This window comes from Isoptericola aurantiacus (genome assembly GCF_044769875.1).
Lineage (GTDB): Bacteria > Actinomycetota > Actinomycetes > Actinomycetales > Cellulomonadaceae > Isoptericola > Isoptericola aurantiacus.
In genome coordinates, this window is sequence record NZ_JBJBAE010000002.1 from 381,804 (window position 1) to 400,311 (window position 18,508).

An 18,508-nucleotide genomic window follows, 5' to 3' on the forward strand; every position below is an offset into this window, starting at 1 on the left:
TGCCCCTCCGTCAGGGGATGTCGTCCTGCTCGCCGACCGTCCGCGGGACGAGGTCCTGCGTGCCGACCACGCCCAACAGCCGGATCCTCTCGGCAGCGACCGTCCCCGGGGCGGCCGTGAGCACCAGGAGGGCCTGGAGACGGTCCTCGGTCAGCAGCACCTGGCAGTCCACCTCGATCTCGCCGACCACCGGGTGGATCAGCACCTTGTGGTCGACGAACCGCCGCGCCACCTCCTGACGCTCCCACAGCGCGGAGAACTCCTCGCTCAGTCCCGTCAGCACGTCCACCAGCGCCGCGGCCCGCGAGCGCGGACCCAGCAGTCCCAGCGCTGCCCGCAGGCTCGCGACCAGCGCCCTGCCCTGGCGGTCACGGTCGTCGACCGGGTAGACGGCGCGTGCCGTGTCGGGGTGGGCGAACCACCGGTAGATCTCGCTGCGCTCCCACCCGCGCAAGGTCTCGACGTCGCCGTACAGGGCCCGGGCGAGATCGTTCTGCGCGAGCGTCTCCCCCAGCGGCCCGAGGATCAGCGCCGGGGTGTCGTCGAGCCGGTCCAGCACCCGTTGCAGCGCCGGCGCCACGCGACCGGCGTCGACGGTTCGCACCGGAGCGGGATGGCCCGCGGTGCGGAACAGGTAGTCGCGCTCGTCGTCGGTCAGCCGCAGGGCGCGGGCCAGCGCACCGAGGATGTCCGTGCTGGGCTGCGGGCCCCGCTGCTGCTCCAGCCGGGTGTAGTAGTCGGTCGACATGGTCGCCAGCAGTGCCACCTCCTCGCGCCGCAGCCCGGGGGCACGACGCCGTAGCCCGGGCGCCAGACCGACAGCGGCCGGCTGCAGCACCTCTCGGCGACGCCGGAGGAACTCGGCGAGAGCGGGACGGTCCATGGCCCCATCGTCGCCGCCCGGCCGGCCCGGTGCCAGGGATCGCGGGTCCCCCGTTCCGTGAGGCCTGTTCCGGACCCGTCGGCGCGTCCAGGCTCGAGCCATGGACATCACCCGCAGCACCGTCTTCATCCCCGGCGCCACGAGCGGCATCGGCCTCGCCCTCGCCGTCGCGCTCCACGACCAGGGCAGCACCGTCGTCGTCGGCGGACGCCGCACCGACCGGCTCGCGCAGATCGCGGCCGAGCACCCCGGGATCGACACCGTGACCATCGACACCACGGACCCGGCGAGCATCGACGACGCCGCCCGCACCGTCCTGGGACGGCATCCGGACCTCGACACGATCGTCGCGATGGCCGGGATCATGCAGGTCGAGGACTGGCACCGCCCCGAGGGCTTCCTGGCCAGCGCCGAACGCACCATCGTCACGAACGTGCTCGGGCCGATCCGGCTCATCGGCGCGTTCGTCGAGCACCTGCAGCGCCGCCCCCGCGCGACGATCGTGACCGTCTCCTCCGGCCTGGCGTTCGTCCCGCTGGCGGCGACACCCTCCTACGACGCGTCCAAGGCGGCCGTCCACCGGCTCAGCGAGGCGCTGCGCCTGCAGCTCGCGGACACCGGTGTCGACGTCGTCGAGATCGTGCCGCCCGCCGTCGCCACCGATCTGATGCCCGGCCAGCGCGAGAACCCGATCGCGATGCCGCTCGAGGAGTTCGTCACCGAGGTGATCGAGCTGCTGCGCACGCAGCCGGGCGCCCCCGAGGTCCTCGTCGAGCGGGTCGGGTTCCTGCGCCACGCCGAGGCGCGCGGGACCTACGACGAGGTCCTGCGCACCCTCAACGCGCACGACCCGCACGGGCGGTGACACGCAGCGCGGGTCAGGTCCGCCGGCGCGCCAGGTGGGCGTCGCGGATGTGGGGGCGGCGCTGCGGCGTCACCACGGCGAAGGCCTCCCGCAGGCCGTCGACGGCGAGGTCCCCCAGGCCGTCCCCGCGTGAGAGGTGCGAGATCACCTGGGCCGCGGTGTCGCGCAGTCCGGCACCGGTGACCCCGGACTCCCGCACGAGGATGTCCTCGGCCCTGTCCTCGTCGATGCCGTGCACCGCCATGAGCACGCCCTTGGCCCGCTCGATCGAGGCGGCGGAGACGTAGGCGGCGTCGATCGCGCGACGCGTCTGCTGCTCCACGGCCTCCTGGCGTACCGGGGTGACGTCGACGACGTACCCGACGATCCGGCTCGGACCGGTGCCCGAGCTGCGCGCCTGACCGGTGACGAGGAGACAGTGGTTGCGGCCGTGGGCGTCCACGATCCGGTGGGAGCAGGCGAAAGCCCGCCCGGAGTGCAGCGAGTGCAGCGCATCCTTGATCACCCGGTCCCGTTCACCGGCGTGCTGGTGCCGTCGCAGCAGGTCCAGGCCCGGCTCCAGCTCGCCGGGGCGGTAGCCGTACATGGTCCAGATCTCGTCCGACCACCACCAGCGGCCGGCCGTCAGGTCCACGTGGTACCGACCGACCAGCAGTCCGGTCCCGACGGCGACACCGGAGGCGAACTCCTCGACGGTGATCGGTCCGGTGCCGGGTTCCCGCGGCACCACGAAGGGGTCCGAGCCTCGCGTCGAGGTCGTGGGTACAGGGGTGATCGAGGCCATGGTCCGGTCTCCGTCCGTTCGAAGTCCGAAGCCGCTTCCTGACCTCGCCCACCGACGCTAACCCCCGTCCCTGCGGCGCGCCAACCCGTCGCACGGCTGGTTGTCCGACCCGGAGCGTCCGGCGTATCGTCGGACCACCATTCGTGACACGGCCGTTGTGCCACTGCCCGCAGGAGAGACGATGACGACGGTCCCCCAGGACGGCACGCTCGAGAAGTCCCGGTCGCGCGCGGACGTGTCCACCGCCGTCGGTGAGTTCCGCATCACGGTGCGGACCGGTGCCTGGTGGTGGTCCGACCGGCTCTACCGCCTGCACGGGTTCGATCCGGGCGAGGTGGTGCCGACGACGGAGCTCGTGCTGTCCCACGTCCACCCGGACGACCGGGAGCGCATCGCCGCGGCGCTCGAGAAGGCCGGGTGCGCGGACGAGCCCTTCGGTCTCATCTATCGCGTCGTCGACGCCCAGGGCACCGGTCACGTCGTCTCGACGGTCGGATCGGCCCGGTGCGACGAGGCCGGGCGCGTGGTCGAGCTCGACGGCTACACCCTCGACCTCACGGCGTCCGTGCGGCAGATGGCCGCCGCGGAGGCCGACGTCTCCATCCGCGCCGCGGCCCTCAGCCGTCGTGACATCGAACAGGCCAAGGGCGTCCTGATGATGGTCCTCGGCGTCGACGACGAGAAGGCGTTCGGGATCATGCGTCGCCTCTCGAACGACTCCAACACCCCGCTGCGGGAGCTGGCGTCCGACCTCATGACCACCGCGCGCGAGGCCGAACCGCCGGCGCGCGAGGCGGTCCTGGAGTACCTGCGCACCCTGCGCCAGGACTCCGGCCCGGCGTCGTGAGCGCAGCCGTGCCCTCGCAGCGGACGAGCGGTCACCGCGGGACGAGCCGGAAGTAGGTGCCGCGCCCGTCCTCGCCGTCCGCGCCGGGCCGGTACACGAGCTCCAGACCCGCGGCGTCGAAGGCGGTGAACCACGTCGACCAGTCGACGTGCTCCGGCTGTTCCTCGGCTGCGACGCCCGGGAAGTCGATCCTGAGCGCGCACCCACCGGCCACCGCGCTCCCGCGTGCGCGGGCCGGCACTCCGCCGTTGCTCTCGACCCACCGCCGGATCTCCTGGCGGTCGGTCGTCCTCCTCGCAAGTACCGTTCCGGTCACCTGTGCTCCTGAGAGTTGCCTACGGCCTCCCTGCTGGACCGGACGACTGCCCAGCATGTCACCACCGCACCGGGTGCGCGCGGCGAGAGTTCGCGGTCGAGGAATCGGGCGGCGGCTGGAACCCTGGTGCGGTGCCCGGCGACGGCACGGCCGCCGCGGCACGACGAAGGAGGACACGTGACGCACCACGCGACACCCGCACCACGGTCGGCACCTGTGCACGGCACGCGGGTCGTGCACGGTCCGGCGGGCGAGCTGCTGGCGCGCCTGGACGGTGATCTGCTGCGCGCCGGCGCGGTGCGCTACGCCCGCGCGGACCGGTTCCGCCCGCCGGTGGACGAGCCGCGCTCGACCGAGCCCGTGGACGCCACCGGCTGGTCGCCGTCGGCACCGCAGCCGCCCGATCCCCTGGGGCTCGACGTGTTCGGTCCGGACTCGTCCCGGCCGCTGCCGCCGTCGGAGGACTGTCTGCGCCTGACCGTCACCGCACCGGCCGACGCCGCCCCCGGCGAGGACCTCCCGGTGATCGTGTGGATCCACGGCGGCTCGTACGTCAGCGGTGCCGGGGACGCCATCAGCTACGACCCGGCGTCGCTGGTCCGCGAGCAGCGGCTCGTCGTCGTGGCCGTGACCTACCGGCTGGGGGTGCTCGGGTTCCTCGGCGACGAGGTCCGACCCGCCAACCTCGGCCTGCTCGACCTGCTCTCGGCCCTGCGGTGGGTGCGACGCAACATCGCGGCGTTCGGCGGTGACCCCGCGGCCGTCACCGCGATGGGAGAGTCGGCCGGTGGCGACGCCGTCGCCCACCTGCTGCTGACCGCCGAAGGCCCCGGGCTCTTCCACCGCGCGATCATCCAGAGCGCACCCCTGGGCATCTCCCGGCGGCGGGCCGCCATGAACGCCACGATGGCCCGCGCGCTGCGGCAGGTTCCCGACGACGCACCGCTCGGTGTGCTGCTCGCCGCCCAGCAACGCGTGACGCGCCGCGTGCTCCCGCGCCACGGCCTGCGGGGCGCGATGCCGTTCGGCCCGCAGTACGGCTTCGCACCCCTGCCGTCCGAGGACCGGCGCGAAGCGGTGTGGGCCCGCGTGGCGGCTGACGTCGAGGTCCTCGTCGGCACCAACGCCCGGGAGGCGGCCTTGTTCCTCGCCGGACGCACCCCGGGCGAGCGGGCCCCCGTGGTCGGGGGCCTGCTGCTCGAGGGCGCCGTGAGCGCCCTCACCGCGGCGGTGTACGGCCGGGCCGCCGACCGGTTCGTCGACCGCCACCGGCGCGGCGGCGGCCGCGCGGTGCGGTACACCTTTCTCGGTGGGCCCGGCCACCACCCTCTGCGCGCGGCGCACGCCACCGAGCTGCCGCTGCTGCTGGGCGACGCCGCCGCATGGCAGGGCGTCCCCGTCCTGGCCGGGCGGGAGGACGCCGACCTGCGCACCTGGGGACCCCCGCTGCGCGCCGCGTGGGCCGAGTTCGCCCGGTCGGGTCGCCCACCGACGGACGTCCCCGACCTGCTGCACGTCGACTGAACCCCCTGGAAGGACCCGCATGCCCGACTCCCCCGCGATCAGCGCCGCCCCCGAGGTTCCCGGCTGGGTCGCCGACGCCGTCCGCGACGCCGGCGCGCGGCTCGTCCCGCTCGGCGAGGAGACGGCGGGGCTGCTGTGGTTCGGACCCCTCGGCGTGGACGGGCTCGGTCCCGCCCTGGCCGCCGCACCGGCGGTGCGCTGGGTCCAGCTCCCGTCCGCCGGTGTGGACGCCTGCCTCGAGGCCGGGCTCCTGGACGACCACCGGACGTGGACGTCGGCGAAGGGGTCCTTCGCCGAACCCGTCGCCGAGCACGCGCTCGCGCTGACCCTCGCCGCGCTCCGCAGGCTGCCCGAGCGGGCCCGTGCCCGCTCGTGGGGCACCGAGGCGGGTACGTCCCTCTACGGAGCCGACGTGCTCGTCCTCGGCGCCGGCGGCATCGCCCGCTCGTTCCTGGAGCTGATCCGCCCGTTCCGCACCCGCAGCGTGGTGGTGCGCCGACGCGCCGACCCCGTGCCGGGGGCCGACCGTGTGGTCACGGCGGAGCACCTCACCACCGAGCTCGCCCGGGCCGACGTCGTGGTGCTCGCGGCCGCCCTGACGCCCGCGACCCGGTCGCTGGTGGGAGCCCCCGAGGTGGCCGCCATGCGGCGCGGGGCGACCCTGGTGAACGTCGCACGGGGCGGTCTGGTCGACACCGACGCCGTCGTCGCGGCCCTGCGGTCGGGTCACCTCGGCGCCGCCGCGCTCGACGTCACCGATCCCGAGCCGCTGCCGGACGGCCACCCCCTGTGGGATCTGCCCGGCGCCCTCGTGACGCCGCACACCGCGGACACCCCCGAGATGGTCGAGCCGCTGCTGCGCGACCGCATCGAGGTGAACCTGCGCCGGTTCGTGCGGGGAGACCCGCTCGACGGCGTCGTCGACCCGGTCGCAGGGTACTGACCCGCCGCGGCTACGACGGTTCTGCGGCCCCGATCCGCGTCTGCCGGACCGCTTCCACCGTGTACCAGACCAGCCCGACGGTCAGCAGCAGCCTCTCCGTCACCCCGGCGCCGGCCGGCATCGTCTCCGCGGCGAGCGCCAGCACCACGGCCGCGGCCAGGGCGGCGACGTCCAGGACCCCGACGGGGCCCGGCCGGGTGCCACGGCGGATCCGTACGGCCAGCACACCGACGACGAAGGCGGCCACGGCGACGGTCGCGGCCCAGGTGTGCAGCGAGGCCTCGACGGCGTCGCTCGCGCCTCCGCGCCCCGGGCTCGCCGAGAAGACGGCCATCGAGACGGTGGCCGCGCCGAAGACGGCGTGCGCGGCCCGGCCGGCGGGTCCCCAGGCGTCGCCGTCGCGGGCGGCCTCGGCCAGGACGGCGGCCCCGAGCAGCACGAACCCGGTGCGGGCCAGCCAGGCTCCCGGCACGCCCTGGGCGCCCGCCAGGGTCACGGTGTCCCGCACCACGTCGGAGGAGTCGGGCACGACCACGGGCACCAGCGCGAAGCAGAGCGCGCTCGCGACCAGCAGGAGCACGACGACGACCGAGACGAACCTGGACACCCTTCAGGGTCCCACCGCGGACGCCGTGAGACGAACGTCGCACCGCCGGACGCGCGCCGTGCACCCGCAGGCCGCCTGGCGCTCAGGTGGGTGGCCTAGTCTCGCAGCATGGCCACCTTCAGCTCCGTCACGCGTCCGCACGTCCTCTCGGCGATCGCCGAGCACGACGACCGCGGCGCGGGTGCGTTCCTCAAGCTCTACGGGTTCACCCCGACGCCGGGCGTCACCCTGACCCACGCCGGGGCCACCTACGACGCGACCGCGATCCTCGCTGTCGCGCACCGCTACGCCACCGGACGCGCGGCGCTCCCCGAGGAGATGGGCGGGGGCAAGGTCGCGGTCGGGACGCTGCTGGGCAAGCGCGGCTTCGAGGTGAGCGGAGCCCGGGCGGCGGCGCCCGCCCGGCGGTCTCCGCAGCGGGCCCCGCGCGCCACCAGGCCGCGCCAGGCCGCCGAGCCGGAGAAGCCGACCCCGGTGTGCCCCACGTGCTTCATGGCGCTGCCGGCGACGGGCGTCTGCGACAGCTGCGGGTAGGACGCCCGCGGGCGTCGGGACCTCACCCGACCGCTACTTGACGGCGCCGCCCAGCGCGCCGGCAGCGATGTGCCGCTGGGCGAGCACGAGCAGCACGATGGCCGGCACGGCGGACATCACGGCCGTGGCCATGACCGGTCCCCAGCTCTGCACGTTGCCCTGCAGGTAGTCGTAGATCCCCAGCGTGATCGGCTTGATGTCCGCGCCGGTCGTGAGCGTCAGGCCGAACATGAAGTCGCTCCAGGCGAAGAGGAAGCAGAACAGCCCGGCGGTGATCAGGGAGTTCTTGCTCACCGGCACGATGATCGACCAGAACGCCCGGAAGTGGCTCGCGCCGTCGACCCGTGCCGCCTCGGTCAGCGCCGGAGGGATCGAGCGCATGAACGCGCTCATGATGAGGATCGCGAACGGGATGCCGTGGGTCGCGTTGGCCAGGATCAGTCCCGGGTAGGAGTTCAGCAGCCCCAGGTCGTTGAACAGCGTGTACAGCGAGTTCGCGATGACGATGCCGGGGATCATCTGCGCCAGCAGCAGAGCGAACAGGAAGACGCCCATGCCGCGGAGCCGGAACCGGGACAGCGCGTAGGCGGCCGGCGTCGCGACGACCAGTGACACCACGACGGCCCCGAGCGCCACGACGATGCTGGTCAGCAGGTTGCCGGTCTGGTCCGCGACGGCAGTCCGGTACCCGTCCAACGTGATGTCCGTCGGGAAGAACGAGCTGCTCGCCGCGGTGCTGCCGCCCTGCAGGGAGACGTTCACCATCCAGTAGACCGGGAACAGCATGAAGGCCAGCAGCACGATCCCGAGGATCGTGTTCGGCAGGGTGCGGGACGTGGTCCTGTGCAGCATCGGGAACCTCACTCATCCTCGGCGTGCCGGTTGGCCCGCAGGTAGACGACGGCGAACACCAGCGAGACCACGATGAGCACGTTGCTCACGGCGGCACCGGTGCCGAACGAGAACTCCTGGAACGAGCGGCGGTAGGAGTCGGTCGCGAGCGTCTGCGTCGCGTTGGCCGGCCCCCCGCCGGTCAGGCCCAGGATGATGTCGAGCACCTTGAGCGTGTAGATCACGCCCAGCACGAGCACGACGTTCACCACCGGGCGCAGGCTCGGCCAGGTGATGTGCCGGAACGCCTTCCAGCCGGTGGCGCCGTCGAGGGCGCCGGCCTCGTACAGCTCGTCGGGGATGTTCTGCAGACCGCTGTACAGCAGCGTCATGTTGAACGGGATGCCGACCCAGACGTTGACCAGGACCACCGCGACCAGCGCGATGTCCGGGCTGGTCAGCCACTGGATCGGGTCGTCGACGAGCCCGATCGAGCGCAGCGTCTCGTTGAGGATGCCGCCGTCCTGGTCCAGGATCCACCGCCACACGGCGCTGCCGGCGATCATCGGGAGCAGCCACGGGAGCAGCAGCAGGGAGCGCAGCACGTTGCTCAGCGGGAACCGGCGCTTGAAGAACAGCGCGAACAGCAGGCCGATCACGAACTGCCCGGCGATCGACCCGAGCGTGAAGAGTGCCGTGTTGACGACCGTCGTGCGGAAGATCCCGCTGCCCACGACCTCGGCATAGTTCGCCAGGCCGACCCACGGCGCCTCCCCGGTGACGAAGGTCCGCACCGAGTAGTCCTGGAACCCCATCACGAGGTTCTTGACGATCGGGTAGCCGAAGAAGATCAGCACGTAGGCGATCGCCGGCACGAGGAACAGCCACTGGGTGGTCCGCTCCCGCCGTCGGGCACGCCGCCGTGCCGGGGGGACGGACCGGGAGGACGTCACGACGCCCTGCGGTCCGGCAGCGAGGGTGGTGGTCATCGTCGTCCGTCCTCTCGATCGGTCCGGGTCGGCCCGGTGGGTGCGCCGCGCATCAGTCCTGCGCCGCCACGCGCTCGAGCGCGTCCGCCGGCGACTCGGTGTCGGTCAGCGCAAGCTGTTCGGCCGTGTAGATCTGGGTGGCCGCCTGCGGCCAGTCGGGCCCGAGCAGGGCGGTCCGCGCCCGCGCGGTCTGCACGGAGTCCACGAAGGTGGCCACCGTGGGGTTCTCACGCGCCGCCTCCGCCGCGACGTCGCTGTCGGCCGGCACCGCACCCCGGCCGGTCGCCATCGTCAGCTGGTTCTTCCCGGTGGTGACGCACTCGACGAACGCGCCGGCGCTCGCCATCTTGTCGGGGTTGCCGGTGTCCGGGACCGTGAAGGCCTCGCCGCCGAGCGGGGCGAGGAGCGTGTCACCCTCCTCGGGCACCGGGAGCGGGACCGAGGAGTAGTCGAGCCCCTCGGCCTCCTCCAGGCTCGGCATGTTCCACGGCCCGTTGACCATCATGGCGGCCTTGCCGGCGATGAACTGGTCGTTGACGTCGTTCTGCGACCAGTTCACGACGCCGGAGGAGGCAGAGCCGTCGTCGACCAGGTCGTCGACGAACTCGAGGGACTCCACGGCTTCGGGCGCGGCGAGGTCGTCCTCCGATCCTCCGTTGCTCCACAGGAACGGGAGGAACTGCCAGGTCCCCTCGAACGTGTTCGTCGCGCTGAACGCGATGCCGTAGCGGTCCCCCTCGGTGAGTGCCGCCGCCGCCTCCCGCAGCTCGTCCCAGGTGGACGGCGGCTCGATCCCGGCCTCGTCCAGCGCGTCGACGTCGTAGAAGAGCCCGATCGTGTTGACCACCGGGGCGATGCCGTAGAGGTCACCGTCGTAGGTCCCCGCGTCGAGCACGCCCTCGGGATATCCCGCACCCGTGATGCTGTGGTCGGTCAGCGGGCTCAGCGCCCCCGACGAGGCGATCTGCTGCACGTCGGGGTTGTCCAGCATCAGCACGTCGGGCAGCGTCCTGGAGGAGGCCTGCTGCAGCACGGTCGCGATGAGCCCGGAGCCGGCGACGTGGTTGGCCTGCACGTCCATGCCGACCTCTGCCGCGCAGGCGTCGTAGATCTCCTCGTAGATGGGCGCGCTGGTGGCCGACATGGTGTCGGTCACCACGAGGGTGTCGTCGCCCGCCCGTGCCTGGCCGCTGCAGGCCGACAGGCACAGGACGACGGCAGCGGCCGACGCCGCACCTGTCGCGCAGTGGTTCCGTCGCACTGTCGAAGCTCCTTCGCTCGGTGGTGTGCTGTCGAGGGTAGGCACGGGTGCCGCCTCGGTCAAAGCGCTTTACCTCCGGTACGGTAACGTGGATCAAAGCGCTTTACCAGCCCGCCTCCGATGTGTGATCATCGAGGCCGGAACCGACCGACGACCCCGACGAGAGGACCCGCCGTGGTGACCATGCAGGACGTGGCTGACCGAGCCGGGGTCTCCCTGACGACGGTCTCGTTCGTCGTCAACGGTGCCAAGCCCGTGGCGGCGAGCACCCGCGCCCGGGTCGAGACGGCGATGGCCGACCTCGGCTACCGGCGCAACGTGCTGGCGCGGGCGCTCGCCAGCCAGCGCAGTCGCATCCTCGCGCTCGTCTTCCCCGCCCTGGAGCACCGGCTCGGGAGCGCGGCCCTCAGCATCGTCACCGCGGCGGCGGCCGCGGCGACCGAGCGGGGTTTCAACGTCGTGCTGTGGCCCGTGACCGGCGCCGCTCAGCTCGACGACTACGTCTCCGGCGGCCTCGTGGACGGCGTGCTGCTCATGGAGGTCACGGCCGAGGACCCTCGCGTCGACGTGCTGCGGGACCGCCAGGTCCCGTTCGGCCTCGTCGGACGGACCGAGCGCCCCGACGGACTGGCCTTCGTCGACATGGACTTCGAGGGGATGGTCGCCGTCGGCCTGGAGCACCTCGCCGATCTCGGTCACACCCGGACGGCCCTCTTCCTCGGCGACCTCGGCTCCCCCTCCTGGTCCGGGTACGGTCCGATCACCCGGACCGAGGAGGCGTACCTCCGGCTGGCTGCGGAGCGAGACCTCGGTGCCGTCGTCGTCCGGGCACCGCAGGACCCACGCTCGGGCCACCGCGCCGCCGACGGCCTGATCGCCGCGCATCCGGACGTCACGGCCGTCCTGGCGCTCAACGAGGCCGCGCTGTCGGGGTTCGTCAACGGACTCGTGGCCGGCGGCCGTTCCGTCCCCGACGACGTCTCGGTACTGGGCGTGGCGACCTCGTCCGAGGCCATCTCCACCGCCGACCCGGCCGTCAGCGCCGTCGTCGCACCCGGGCCCGAGCTGGGCCGACGCAGCGTCGACGCCCTCATCGACCGGCTCGCCGAACCCTCGCTGCCGGCGTTGCAGCTGCTGCTGGGAGGCGAGCTGCGGCTGGCCGGATCCACGGCCCCACCGCGCTGACGCGGCCCACCCCCTCCGACACATCACCGAACCACCACCGGGAAGGTCCCCGCATGAAGTTCACCGACGGTTTCTGGCACGCCCGGCGAGGGGTCGGCATCCACTACGCCCGGGAGATCGACCGCATCACGGCGGGCGAGCACGCGCTGCGTGCCATCGCGCCCACCCAGGTCGTCCGCAAGCGCGGCGACGTGCTCAACCTCCCGGTCCTGACCACGGAGCTGTCCGCGCCGATGGACGGCGTCATCCGCGTGCGCCACACCCACCACCGGGGCACGGCCGAGCCGTTCCGCTTCGCGCTGGACACCGAGGAGGGCGTGGGCGAGGCCACCGTCACCGACGGTGAGGCCACGTTCACCGCCGGTGAGCTCAGCGCCCACCTGGCGGTCGGGGCGTCCTGGGAGCTCTCCTTCCGCGCACGGGGCGAGCAGCTCACCCGCAGCGGCGGCAAGTCCGCCGCGTGGGTCGACGTCTCCGCCGACGCGGCCGTCGACCACGGCCCCGTCCAGCTCGAGCGCGACGGTCGGACGAGCTACATGTTCGACCAGCTCGACCTCGGTGTCGGCGAGCACGTCTACGGGCTCGGAGAGCGGTTCGGACCCGTCGTCAAGAACGGCCAGACCGTGGACATCTGGAACGAGGACGGCGGCACGTCCAGCGAGCAGGCCTACAAGAACGTCCCGTTCTACCTGACCGACGCCGGCTACGGCGTCTTCGTCAACGACCCGGGTCACGTCTCCTACGAGGTCGGGTCCGAGGCCGTCGAGCGGGTGCAGTTCTCCGTGCCGGGCGAGGTGCTCGAGTACTTCGTGATCTACGGACCGGACCCGAGGACGATCCTCGAGCGCTACACGGCCCTGACCGGCCGGCCGGCCGAGATCCCGGCCTGGACCTACGGCCTCTGGCTGTCCACCAGCTTCACCACCGACTACGACGAGGACACGGTCACCTCGTTCATCGACGGCATGGCTTCCCGCGACATCCCGCTGAGCCTGTTCCACTTCGACTGCTTCTGGATGCGCGAGTTCAACTGGTGCGACTTCGAGTGGGACGACCGGGTGTTCCCCGACCCCGAGGGCATGCTCGCCAGGCTCCACGACCGGGGCCTGCGGGTCTGCGTGTGGATCAACCCCTACATCGCCCAGCAGTCCCCTCTGTTCGACGAGGGCATGGCGGGCGGCTACCTGGTCAGGAACCGCGACGGGAGCGTCTGGCAGTGGGACCGGTGGCAGGCCGGCATGGCGCTGGTGGACTTCACCAACCCTGACGCCACCGCGTGGTACCAGAACCACCTGCGCCGCCTCGTGCGCCAGGGCGTCGACGCGTTCAAGACGGACTTCGGGGAGCGGATCCCCGTCGACGTGGCGTACTTCGACGGCTCGGACCCCGAGCGCATGCACAACTACTACACGCACCTGTACAACAAGGCCGTCCACGAGGTGCTGGCCGAGGAGCGCGGCACGGGCGAGGCCGTGCTCTTCGCGCGATCCGCGTCGGCCGGCGGGCAGCAGTTCCCGGTCCACTGGGGCGGCGACTCCACGGCGTCGTACGCCTCCATGGCGGAGACCCTGCGCGGCGGGCTCTCCCTCGCCTTCAGCGGGTTCGGCTACTGGAGCCACGACATCGGCGGGTTCGAGATGACACCCGACGCCGGGGTGTTCAAGCGGTGGACCGCCTTCGGCCTGCTGTCCAGCCACAGCCGCATGCACGGTAGCGGGTCGTACCGGGTCCCGTGGATGTTCGGCGAGGACGAGTCCGACCCGACCAGCGCCGTGGCCGTCACGCGGAAGTTCGCCCGGCTCAAGAACCGCCTCGCGCCGTACCTGGTCGCGGCAGGGACGACGGCGCACCGCACCGGCGTGCCGATCATGCGCCCGATGCTGCTGGAGTTCTCCCACGACCCGTCCGTGCCCCACCTCGACCGGCAGTACATGCTCGGTGAGGACCTCCTGGTCGCACCGGTGTTCAACGCCGCGGGCGACGTGGACCTCTACCTGCCGGACGGCGACTGGGTCGGCCTGCTGACCGGAGAGGTCGTCCGAGGCGGCCGGTGGGTGCGGGAGAACCACGCCTTCGACTCGTTGCCCGTCTACGTCCGGCCCGGTGCGGTGATCCCGTTCAGCCGGCACGAGGACCGGCCGGACGCCGACCACCTCGACGGCCTGACCCTCCTCGTGCACCCCGGCCCCGGGGCCGACTTGACCCGCACGATCGAGGTAGCCGGGGTCGACGGGTCGACCGTCGCCTTCACCGTGCGGACCGACGGCGGCGCCCTCGTCGCCGAGTCCGCCCAGGAGGCCGGCTGGTCGCTGCGGATCCTGGGAGGCGACCACGCCGAGGCCACCTCCGGGCGCGCACAGGTGTCCCGATGAGGCAGGCAGCTCCCGCGATCAGCGCTGCGCCGCACGCCCCGGACTGGCTCGAGGACGCCGTCCGGGAGGCGGGGGGCCGCTTCGTCGACGTCGGTGCCGACACCGACGGGCTGTTGTGGTTCGGGCCCGGGGGCGCCGCCGGGCTCGCCGAGACGTTGACCCTCGCACCGCGTGCGCGATGGGTCCAGCTGCCCTCGGCCGGGGTCGACGCCTACCTCGACGGCGGAGTCCTGGATCCGAGGATCCGGTGGACGTCGGCCAAGGGGGCGTTCTCCGAGCCGGTCGCCGAGCACGCGCTCGCCCTGGTGCTCGCCGCACTGCGGCGCCTGCCCGAACGTGCCCGCGCACGGTCCTGGGGCACCGAGGCGGGCACGTCGCTGTTCGACGCCCACGTCCTCGTCCTCGGCGCGGGCGGCATCGCACGATCGCTGCTCGACCTGCTCGCCCCGTTCCGAACCCACAACGTCGTGGTGCGGCGGCGGCCCGACCACGTGCCGGGCGCGGTCCGGGTCACCACCGGCGAGCACCTGGTCGAGGAGCTGGCACACGCGGACGTCGTCGTGCTCGCGGCGGCCCTGACGGCCCGGACCCGCGCCCTCGTGGGCCCGGCCGAGCTGGCCGGGATGAAGCCGGGAGCGGTCCTGGTCAACATCGCACGGGGCGAGCTGGTCGACACCGACGCCCTGGTCGCCGCACTGCGCTCGGGGCAGGTGGGCGCGGCCGCGCTCGACGTCACCGACCCCGAGCCGCTCCCGGACGGCCATCCGCTGTGGGACCTGCCGACGGCCCTCGTCACGCCGCACACGGCGGACACCTCCGCGATGGTGGAGCCGCTCCTGCGCCGCCGCGTCGTGGAGAACCTGCGCCGGTTCGTCGACGGCGAGCCGTTCGTGGGCGCCGTCGACCCAGCCACGGGGTACTGACGTGCTGGGACGGCACGACGCGCACGGCGTCGTCGTCATGGGTGTCTCCGGCAGCGGGAAGTCCACGGTGGGCGCGTTGCTGGCCGCACGCCTCGGCGGCTCCTTCGTCGACGCCGACGACCTGCACCCACCGGCGAACGTCGCCAAGATGTCGTCCGGCGAACCCCTGACGGACGGCGACCGCGAGCCCTGGTTGACCCGGGTCGGTGCCGCGATCTCCCGAGGAGCCGACGCCGGGACCCCCGTCGTGACGGCCTGCTCGGCGCTCCGCCGGCGGTACCGTGACACGCTGCGGGCAGCCGCCGGCGGCGACCTCGTGCTCGTCCACCTGACCGGCGACCGCGCGGTGCTCCACGAGCGCACGGCCGCCCGGGCGGACCACTTCATGCCGACGACGCTGCTCGACTCCCAGCTGGCGACCCTGGAACCGCTCGAGGCGGACGAGACCGGCATGACGGTGGCGATCACGGACGCTCCGGACGTCGTCGTCGAGCAGGCGGCCACCTGGATCCTGGGAGCGCACCCGGGGTCGAGCAGACCCCGGTCCGAGCAGTACCGGGTGTGACGTCGCGGGAGGCTCAGCCGACCGCGTCGTCGAGCGCCGGACCGAGCTGCGGCCAGCGGAACGCGAAGCCGGCGGCCTCGAGACGCTCGGGCACCACCCACCGGCTCTTGAGCACCAGCTCGGACTCGTTGCGGAGCACGAACATCGCCGGTTCGAGCAGCCACCGGGGTGCCGGCAGCCCGATCGGCATCCCGACGACGCGGCGCAGGGGGGCCATGAGCGCGCGGTTGTCGACGGGACCGGGCGCTGCCAGGTTGACCGGCCCGTCCAGATCCGCTCGCGCGACGAGGAACCGGACGGCGGTGACGACGTCGTCGATGTGGATCCACGAGAACCGCTGCGTGCCGTGCGAGCGGTGCATCGGCACCGGTCCGCCGGTCGGGTCGGCGCCGATGCCCCGGTAGCGCCGGTGCTGGAACCACCGGCCGTCGAGCTGGGGGCCGCCCGCCCCGAGGCGGGTCACGCGCGCGAGGAGGTCCGAGGCGGGGCCGCCGAGCACGATCGCCATGCGCAGCGCCACCCGGCGGGTGCCCGGCAGCTCACCCGCGAACAGCTCGCGCTCCCAGGCACGGGCGACGTCGACGGAGAACCCCTCGCCGAGCTCGCCGTCCGACTCCGTCTGCGGACCGTCGACGGCGTACCGGTAGATGGTGGCCGTGCTGGCGTTCAGCCACACCGACGGCGGGTGCTGCGCGGCGGTCACGGCGTCGTGCAGCTGCCGGGTCGTCTCCACCCGCGAGCGCAGGATCTCGTCCCGGTTGGCGTCGGTGTACCGGCACCCGACGCTCCTGCCCGCCAGGTTGACGAGCAGGTTCGCGCCGTCCACGAGCCGGGCGACCGCGGCCGGGTCGTCCCACCGGGCGTCCGGTCCGCTGCGGCCGACCCGGGCGACGTCGTACCCCTGCTCGGCGAGGTCGGCGACGAGGCGCCGCCCGATGAATCCGGTCCAGCCGGCGACGACGGCTCGGGGGCGCTCGGTCATGTCCGCACGGTAGCGACGCGCCGCGCCGCTGTCGCCGCGGCGCGTACGTGATCTCCCCCACCCCGGGCGGAAGGTCGCGGGAATTCCCTCATGGTCCGGCGCCCGGGGCACCCGTAGCGTCGAGGAGTCCCGCCCCGGGCGCACCCTGCGCCGCAGACCCGAGGAGAACCATCGTGAGGATCCGCTCGACCCGACGTGGCCGCCGAGGGGCGCACCCGGTGCGTTCGACGGCGGCGACGCTCGGCGCGATCGCCGTCCTGGCGGCCGGCACCACGACCGCCGCTGCGACCACCCCTGCCGCGCCCGCCGCCGCCTCCGCGACGGCGTCGTCAGCCTCGTCGGACCACCAGTGGCTCACGGGCTACTGGCACAACTTCGACAACGGCTCGGTCACCCTGCCGCTGTCGGACATTCCCTCGGCGTACAACCTCGTCGCGGTCGCGTTCGCCGACAACCTGCCCGGCACGCCGGGCGGCATCACGTTCGACCTCGCGTCCGAGGAGCTGGGCGGCTACACCGCGGCGCAGTTCACGGCGGACATCGCGGCGATCCAGGCCGAGGGCCGCAAGGTCGTGCTGTCCGTGGGCGGCGAGAAGGGCAACGTGGTGGTCTCGAACGCCACGGAGGCGGCGAACTTCGCCGACACCGCGTACGCCCTGATGCAGCAGTACGGGTTCGACGGGGTGGACATCGACCTCGAGCACGGCATCCAGGCGACGTACATGGCCGACGCCCTCCATCAGCTCGCGGACCGTGCGGGCCCCGACTTCGTGCTGACGATGGCCCCGCAGACCATCGACTACCAGGCCACGACCATGGGGTACTACCAGCTCACCCTCGCCGTCCAGGACATCCTGACGATCGTCAACACGCAGTACTACAACTCGGGCACCATGCTGGGCTGCGACCAGCAGGTGTACGGCCAGGGAACGGTCGAATTCCTGACCGCGCTGCCGTGCATCCAGCTCGAGATGGGCCTGCGGCCCGACCAGGTGGGCATCGGCGTGCCGGCAGTCCCGAGCGCCGCCGGGGGTGGCTACCAGCCGATGGCCGACGTCGTGCGTGCCGTGGACTGCCTGGAGGTCGGCACCGGGTGCGGGTCGTTCGTCCCGGGGTCGCCGTACGGACCGATCGGCGGTGTGATGACCTGGTCGATCAACTGGGACGCGACGAACGGCTACGAGTTCGCCGACGTCGTCGGCGACCGCCTCGCCACCGGTCCCGGCACGACGCCGTCGCCCACGCCCACCCCGTCGCCCACAGCCACGCCGACGCCCACCCCCAGCCCGGAACCGGGCGACTGCACCGCCCCGACGTGGTCGGCGTCCGCGGTCTACGTCGGGGGCGACCTCGTCACCTACTCCGGCCACCACTTCCGGGCCAAGTGGTGGACCACCGGGGAGAACCCGACGCAGAGCGGGCAGTGGGGCGTCTGGCAGGATCTCGGAGCCTGCTGACCACCTGGTGCACGCACGGTGACGGCGGCGCGACGCCCGAGGTGTCGCGCCGCCGTCACCGTCGTACCGTGGCGTCATGGCAGAGATCGTGCTCTTCCACCACGCCGCAGGCCTGACCGACGGCGTCCTCTCCTTCGCGCAGACCCTGGGCGATGCCGGGCACACCGTCCACACCCCCGACCTGTTCGACGGACGCACGTTCGCCGGGGTCGAGGACGGGGTCGCCTTCGCCGAGACCGTCGGCGAGGGAACGTTCGCGCACCGGGCGGCCGCGGCGGTCGAGGACCTGCCGACGGACCTGGTCTACGCCGGGATGTCGATGGGAGCCGCCCGCGCCGCCGAGCGCGTGCTCGAGCGCCCGGGAGCCCGCGGGGCCTTCTTCCTGTACGGCGCCGTCGCCCCCTCCTGGTGGGATGCGACCTGGCCGCAGGGCGTGCCGTCGCAGGCGCACGTCAACGCGGACGACCCGTGGCGCGAGCCCGAGGCCGAGGCCGAGTACGCGGCCACCGTCCCCCACGGTGAGCTGTTCGTCTATCCCGGGTCCGGGCACCTGTTCGCCGAGCCGGGCCATGCCGACTTCGTGGCCGAGTCCGCAGACCTCGTCGCGAACCGGGTGCTCGGCCTCCTGGAACGTCTCTGA

19 protein-coding genes are annotated in these 18,508 nt (G+C 73.0%); 11 read left to right on the forward strand and 8 right to left on the reverse strand.

The window, feature by feature from the left end:
• Window positions 1-10: 10 nt before the first annotated feature.
• A complete protein-coding gene (locus tag ACIQLL_RS08600; protein ID WP_402465538.1) occupies window positions 11-883 on the reverse strand; it encodes a helix-turn-helix transcriptional regulator in 873 nt (290 codons plus the stop codon).
• A gap of 100 nt (window positions 884-983) precedes the next feature.
• Here ACIQLL_RS08600 and ACIQLL_RS08605 point away from each other — a divergent pair, with 100 nt between their 5' ends.
• Window positions 984-1,748, forward strand: coding sequence for an SDR family oxidoreductase (locus tag ACIQLL_RS08605; RefSeq protein ID WP_402465540.1), 765 nt, complete (start codon window positions 984-986; stop codon window positions 1,746-1,748).
• A gap of 13 nt (window positions 1,749-1,761) precedes the next feature.
• On the opposite strand, the gene ACIQLL_RS08610 is transcribed toward ACIQLL_RS08605, so the two are convergent.
• Complete coding sequence (locus ACIQLL_RS08610; RefSeq protein WP_402465542.1) at window positions 1,762-2,532, reverse strand: PAS and ANTAR domain-containing protein; 771 nt, start codon at window positions 2,530-2,532, stop codon at window positions 1,762-1,764.
• Window positions 2,533-2,713: 181 nt separating this feature from the next.
• Here ACIQLL_RS08610 and ACIQLL_RS08615 point away from each other — a divergent pair, with 181 nt between their 5' ends.
• The gene (locus ACIQLL_RS08615; protein WP_402465545.1) at window positions 2,714-3,379 is read left to right on the forward strand and encodes a PAS and ANTAR domain-containing protein; all 666 of its coding nucleotides are present in this window, start codon (window positions 2,714-2,716) and stop codon (window positions 3,377-3,379) included.
• Window positions 3,380-3,410: 31 nt separating this feature from the next.
• Here the strand turns inward: ACIQLL_RS08615 and ACIQLL_RS08620 are convergent, their stop codons facing one another.
• Window positions 3,411-3,695 carry a hypothetical protein gene (locus ACIQLL_RS08620; RefSeq protein WP_402465547.1) on the reverse strand — a complete coding sequence of 95 codons (285 nt, stop codon included), beginning with the start codon at window positions 3,693-3,695 and terminating at the stop codon, window positions 3,411-3,413.
• A 177-nt stretch (window positions 3,696-3,872) separates the two neighbouring features.
• Between ACIQLL_RS08620 and ACIQLL_RS08625 the strand changes: the two genes are divergently transcribed.
• Both ACIQLL_RS08625 and ACIQLL_RS08630 read left to right on the forward strand, forming a co-directional pair.
• Window positions 3,873-5,219, forward strand: a complete 1,347-nt coding sequence (locus ACIQLL_RS08625) for a carboxylesterase family protein (protein ID WP_402465550.1) — start codon at window positions 3,873-3,875, stop codon at window positions 5,217-5,219.
• 19 nt (window positions 5,220-5,238) lie between these two features.
• Window positions 5,239-6,162, forward strand: coding sequence for an NAD(P)-dependent oxidoreductase (locus tag ACIQLL_RS08630; protein WP_402465553.1), 924 nt, complete (start codon window positions 5,239-5,241; stop codon window positions 6,160-6,162).
• Between the two features lie 10 nt (window positions 6,163-6,172).
• On the opposite strand, the gene ACIQLL_RS08635 is transcribed toward ACIQLL_RS08630, so the two are convergent.
• Window positions 6,173-6,769, reverse strand: a complete 597-nt coding sequence (locus ACIQLL_RS08635) for a DUF998 domain-containing protein (RefSeq protein ID WP_402465556.1) — start codon at window positions 6,767-6,769, stop codon at window positions 6,173-6,175.
• A gap of 108 nt (window positions 6,770-6,877) precedes the next feature.
• Between ACIQLL_RS08635 and ACIQLL_RS08640 the strand changes: the two genes are divergently transcribed.
• The gene (locus ACIQLL_RS08640; protein ID WP_402465559.1) at window positions 6,878-7,303 is read left to right on the forward strand and encodes a hypothetical protein; all 426 of its coding nucleotides are present in this window, start codon (window positions 6,878-6,880) and stop codon (window positions 7,301-7,303) included.
• 33 nt (window positions 7,304-7,336) lie between these two features.
• Here the strand turns inward: ACIQLL_RS08640 and ACIQLL_RS08645 are convergent, their stop codons facing one another.
• Genes ACIQLL_RS08645 through ACIQLL_RS08655 form a run of 3 tightly spaced genes read right to left on the reverse strand, consistent with a single transcriptional unit; the run spans window position 7,337 to window position 10,384 of the window.
• The gene (locus tag ACIQLL_RS08645; RefSeq protein WP_402465561.1) at window positions 7,337-8,155 is read right to left on the reverse strand and encodes a carbohydrate ABC transporter permease; all 819 of its coding nucleotides are present in this window, start codon (window positions 8,153-8,155) and stop codon (window positions 7,337-7,339) included.
• An 8-nt stretch (window positions 8,156-8,163) separates the two neighbouring features.
• Window positions 8,164-9,123 carry a carbohydrate ABC transporter permease gene (locus ACIQLL_RS08650; protein ID WP_402465563.1) on the reverse strand — a complete coding sequence of 320 codons (960 nt, stop codon included), beginning with the start codon at window positions 9,121-9,123 and terminating at the stop codon, window positions 8,164-8,166.
• A 52-nt stretch (window positions 9,124-9,175) separates the two neighbouring features.
• Window positions 9,176-10,384, reverse strand: coding sequence for a sugar ABC transporter substrate-binding protein (locus ACIQLL_RS08655; RefSeq protein ID WP_402465566.1), 1,209 nt, complete (start codon window positions 10,382-10,384; stop codon window positions 9,176-9,178).
• A gap of 183 nt (window positions 10,385-10,567) precedes the next feature.
• Between ACIQLL_RS08655 and ACIQLL_RS08660 the strand changes: the two genes are divergently transcribed.
• The 4 genes from ACIQLL_RS08660 to ACIQLL_RS08675 are packed head-to-tail and all read left to right on the forward strand — an operon-like array spanning window position 10,568 to window position 15,429.
• A complete protein-coding gene (locus tag ACIQLL_RS08660; RefSeq protein ID WP_402466278.1) occupies window positions 10,568-11,569 on the forward strand; it encodes a LacI family DNA-binding transcriptional regulator in 1,002 nt (333 codons plus the stop codon).
• A 53-nt stretch (window positions 11,570-11,622) separates the two neighbouring features.
• The gene (gene yicI, locus ACIQLL_RS08665) at window positions 11,623-13,941 is read left to right on the forward strand and encodes an alpha-xylosidase (RefSeq protein WP_402465568.1); all 2,319 of its coding nucleotides are present in this window, start codon (window positions 11,623-11,625) and stop codon (window positions 13,939-13,941) included.
• Window positions 13,938-14,864: an NAD(P)-dependent oxidoreductase gene (locus ACIQLL_RS08670; RefSeq protein ID WP_402465571.1), complete on the forward strand. Its 927-nt coding sequence runs from the start codon at window positions 13,938-13,940 to the stop codon at window positions 14,862-14,864. Before yicI ends, ACIQLL_RS08670 begins: the two co-directional genes overlap by 4 nt.
• Before the next feature lies 1 nt (window position 14,865).
• A complete protein-coding gene (locus ACIQLL_RS08675; protein ID WP_402465573.1) occupies window positions 14,866-15,429 on the forward strand; it encodes a gluconokinase in 564 nt (187 codons plus the stop codon).
• Window positions 15,430-15,442: 13 nt separating this feature from the next.
• Here ACIQLL_RS08675 and ACIQLL_RS08680 read toward each other — a convergent pair whose 3' ends face one another.
• On the reverse strand, window positions 15,443-16,411 hold the full coding sequence (locus ACIQLL_RS08680; protein ID WP_402465575.1) for an epimerase: 969 nt from the start codon (window positions 16,409-16,411) through the stop codon (window positions 15,443-15,445).
• Window positions 16,412-16,584: 173 nt separating this feature from the next.
• Between ACIQLL_RS08680 and ACIQLL_RS08685 the strand changes: the two genes are divergently transcribed.
• Both ACIQLL_RS08685 and ACIQLL_RS08690 read left to right on the forward strand, forming a co-directional pair.
• Entirely contained in the window at window positions 16,585-17,868 is a 1,284-nt protein-coding gene (locus tag ACIQLL_RS08685; protein ID WP_402465578.1) for a glycosyl hydrolase family 18 protein, read from the forward strand.
• 76 nt (window positions 17,869-17,944) lie between these two features.
• The gene (locus ACIQLL_RS08690; RefSeq protein WP_402465580.1) at window positions 17,945-18,508 is read left to right on the forward strand and encodes a dienelactone hydrolase family protein; all 564 of its coding nucleotides are present in this window, start codon (window positions 17,945-17,947) and stop codon (window positions 18,506-18,508) included.

Coding starts and splice junctions, on each gene's coding strand:
- ACIQLL_RS08670 (WP_402465571.1), top strand. CDS start 13,938: ATGAGGCAGGCAGCTCCCGCGATCAGCGCTGCGCCGCACGCCCCGGAC.
- ACIQLL_RS08630 (WP_402465553.1), top strand. CDS start 5,239: ATGCCCGACTCCCCCGCGATCAGCGCCGCCCCCGAGGTTCCCGGCTGG.
- ACIQLL_RS08610 (WP_402465542.1), bottom strand. CDS start 2,532: ATGGCCTCGATCACCCCTGTACCCACGACCTCGACGCGAGGCTCGGAC.
- ACIQLL_RS08640 (WP_402465559.1), top strand. CDS start 6,878: ATGGCCACCTTCAGCTCCGTCACGCGTCCGCACGTCCTCTCGGCGATC.
- yicI (WP_402465568.1), top strand. CDS start 11,623: ATGAAGTTCACCGACGGTTTCTGGCACGCCCGGCGAGGGGTCGGCATC.
- ACIQLL_RS08690 (WP_402465580.1), top strand. CDS start 17,945: ATGGCAGAGATCGTGCTCTTCCACCACGCCGCAGGCCTGACCGACGGC.
- ACIQLL_RS08615 (WP_402465545.1), top strand. CDS start 2,714: ATGACGACGGTCCCCCAGGACGGCACGCTCGAGAAGTCCCGGTCGCGC.
- ACIQLL_RS08650 (WP_402465563.1), bottom strand. CDS start 9,123: ATGACCACCACCCTCGCTGCCGGACCGCAGGGCGTCGTGACGTCCTCC.
- ACIQLL_RS08605 (WP_402465540.1), top strand. CDS start 984: ATGGACATCACCCGCAGCACCGTCTTCATCCCCGGCGCCACGAGCGGC.
- ACIQLL_RS08680 (WP_402465575.1), bottom strand. CDS start 16,411: ATGACCGAGCGCCCCCGAGCCGTCGTCGCCGGCTGGACCGGATTCATC.
- ACIQLL_RS08660 (WP_402466278.1), top strand. CDS start 10,568: ATGCAGGACGTGGCTGACCGAGCCGGGGTCTCCCTGACGACGGTCTCG.
- ACIQLL_RS08600 (WP_402465538.1), bottom strand. CDS start 883: ATGGACCGTCCCGCTCTCGCCGAGTTCCTCCGGCGTCGCCGAGAGGTG.
- ACIQLL_RS08645 (WP_402465561.1), bottom strand. CDS start 8,155: ATGCTGCACAGGACCACGTCCCGCACCCTGCCGAACACGATCCTCGGG.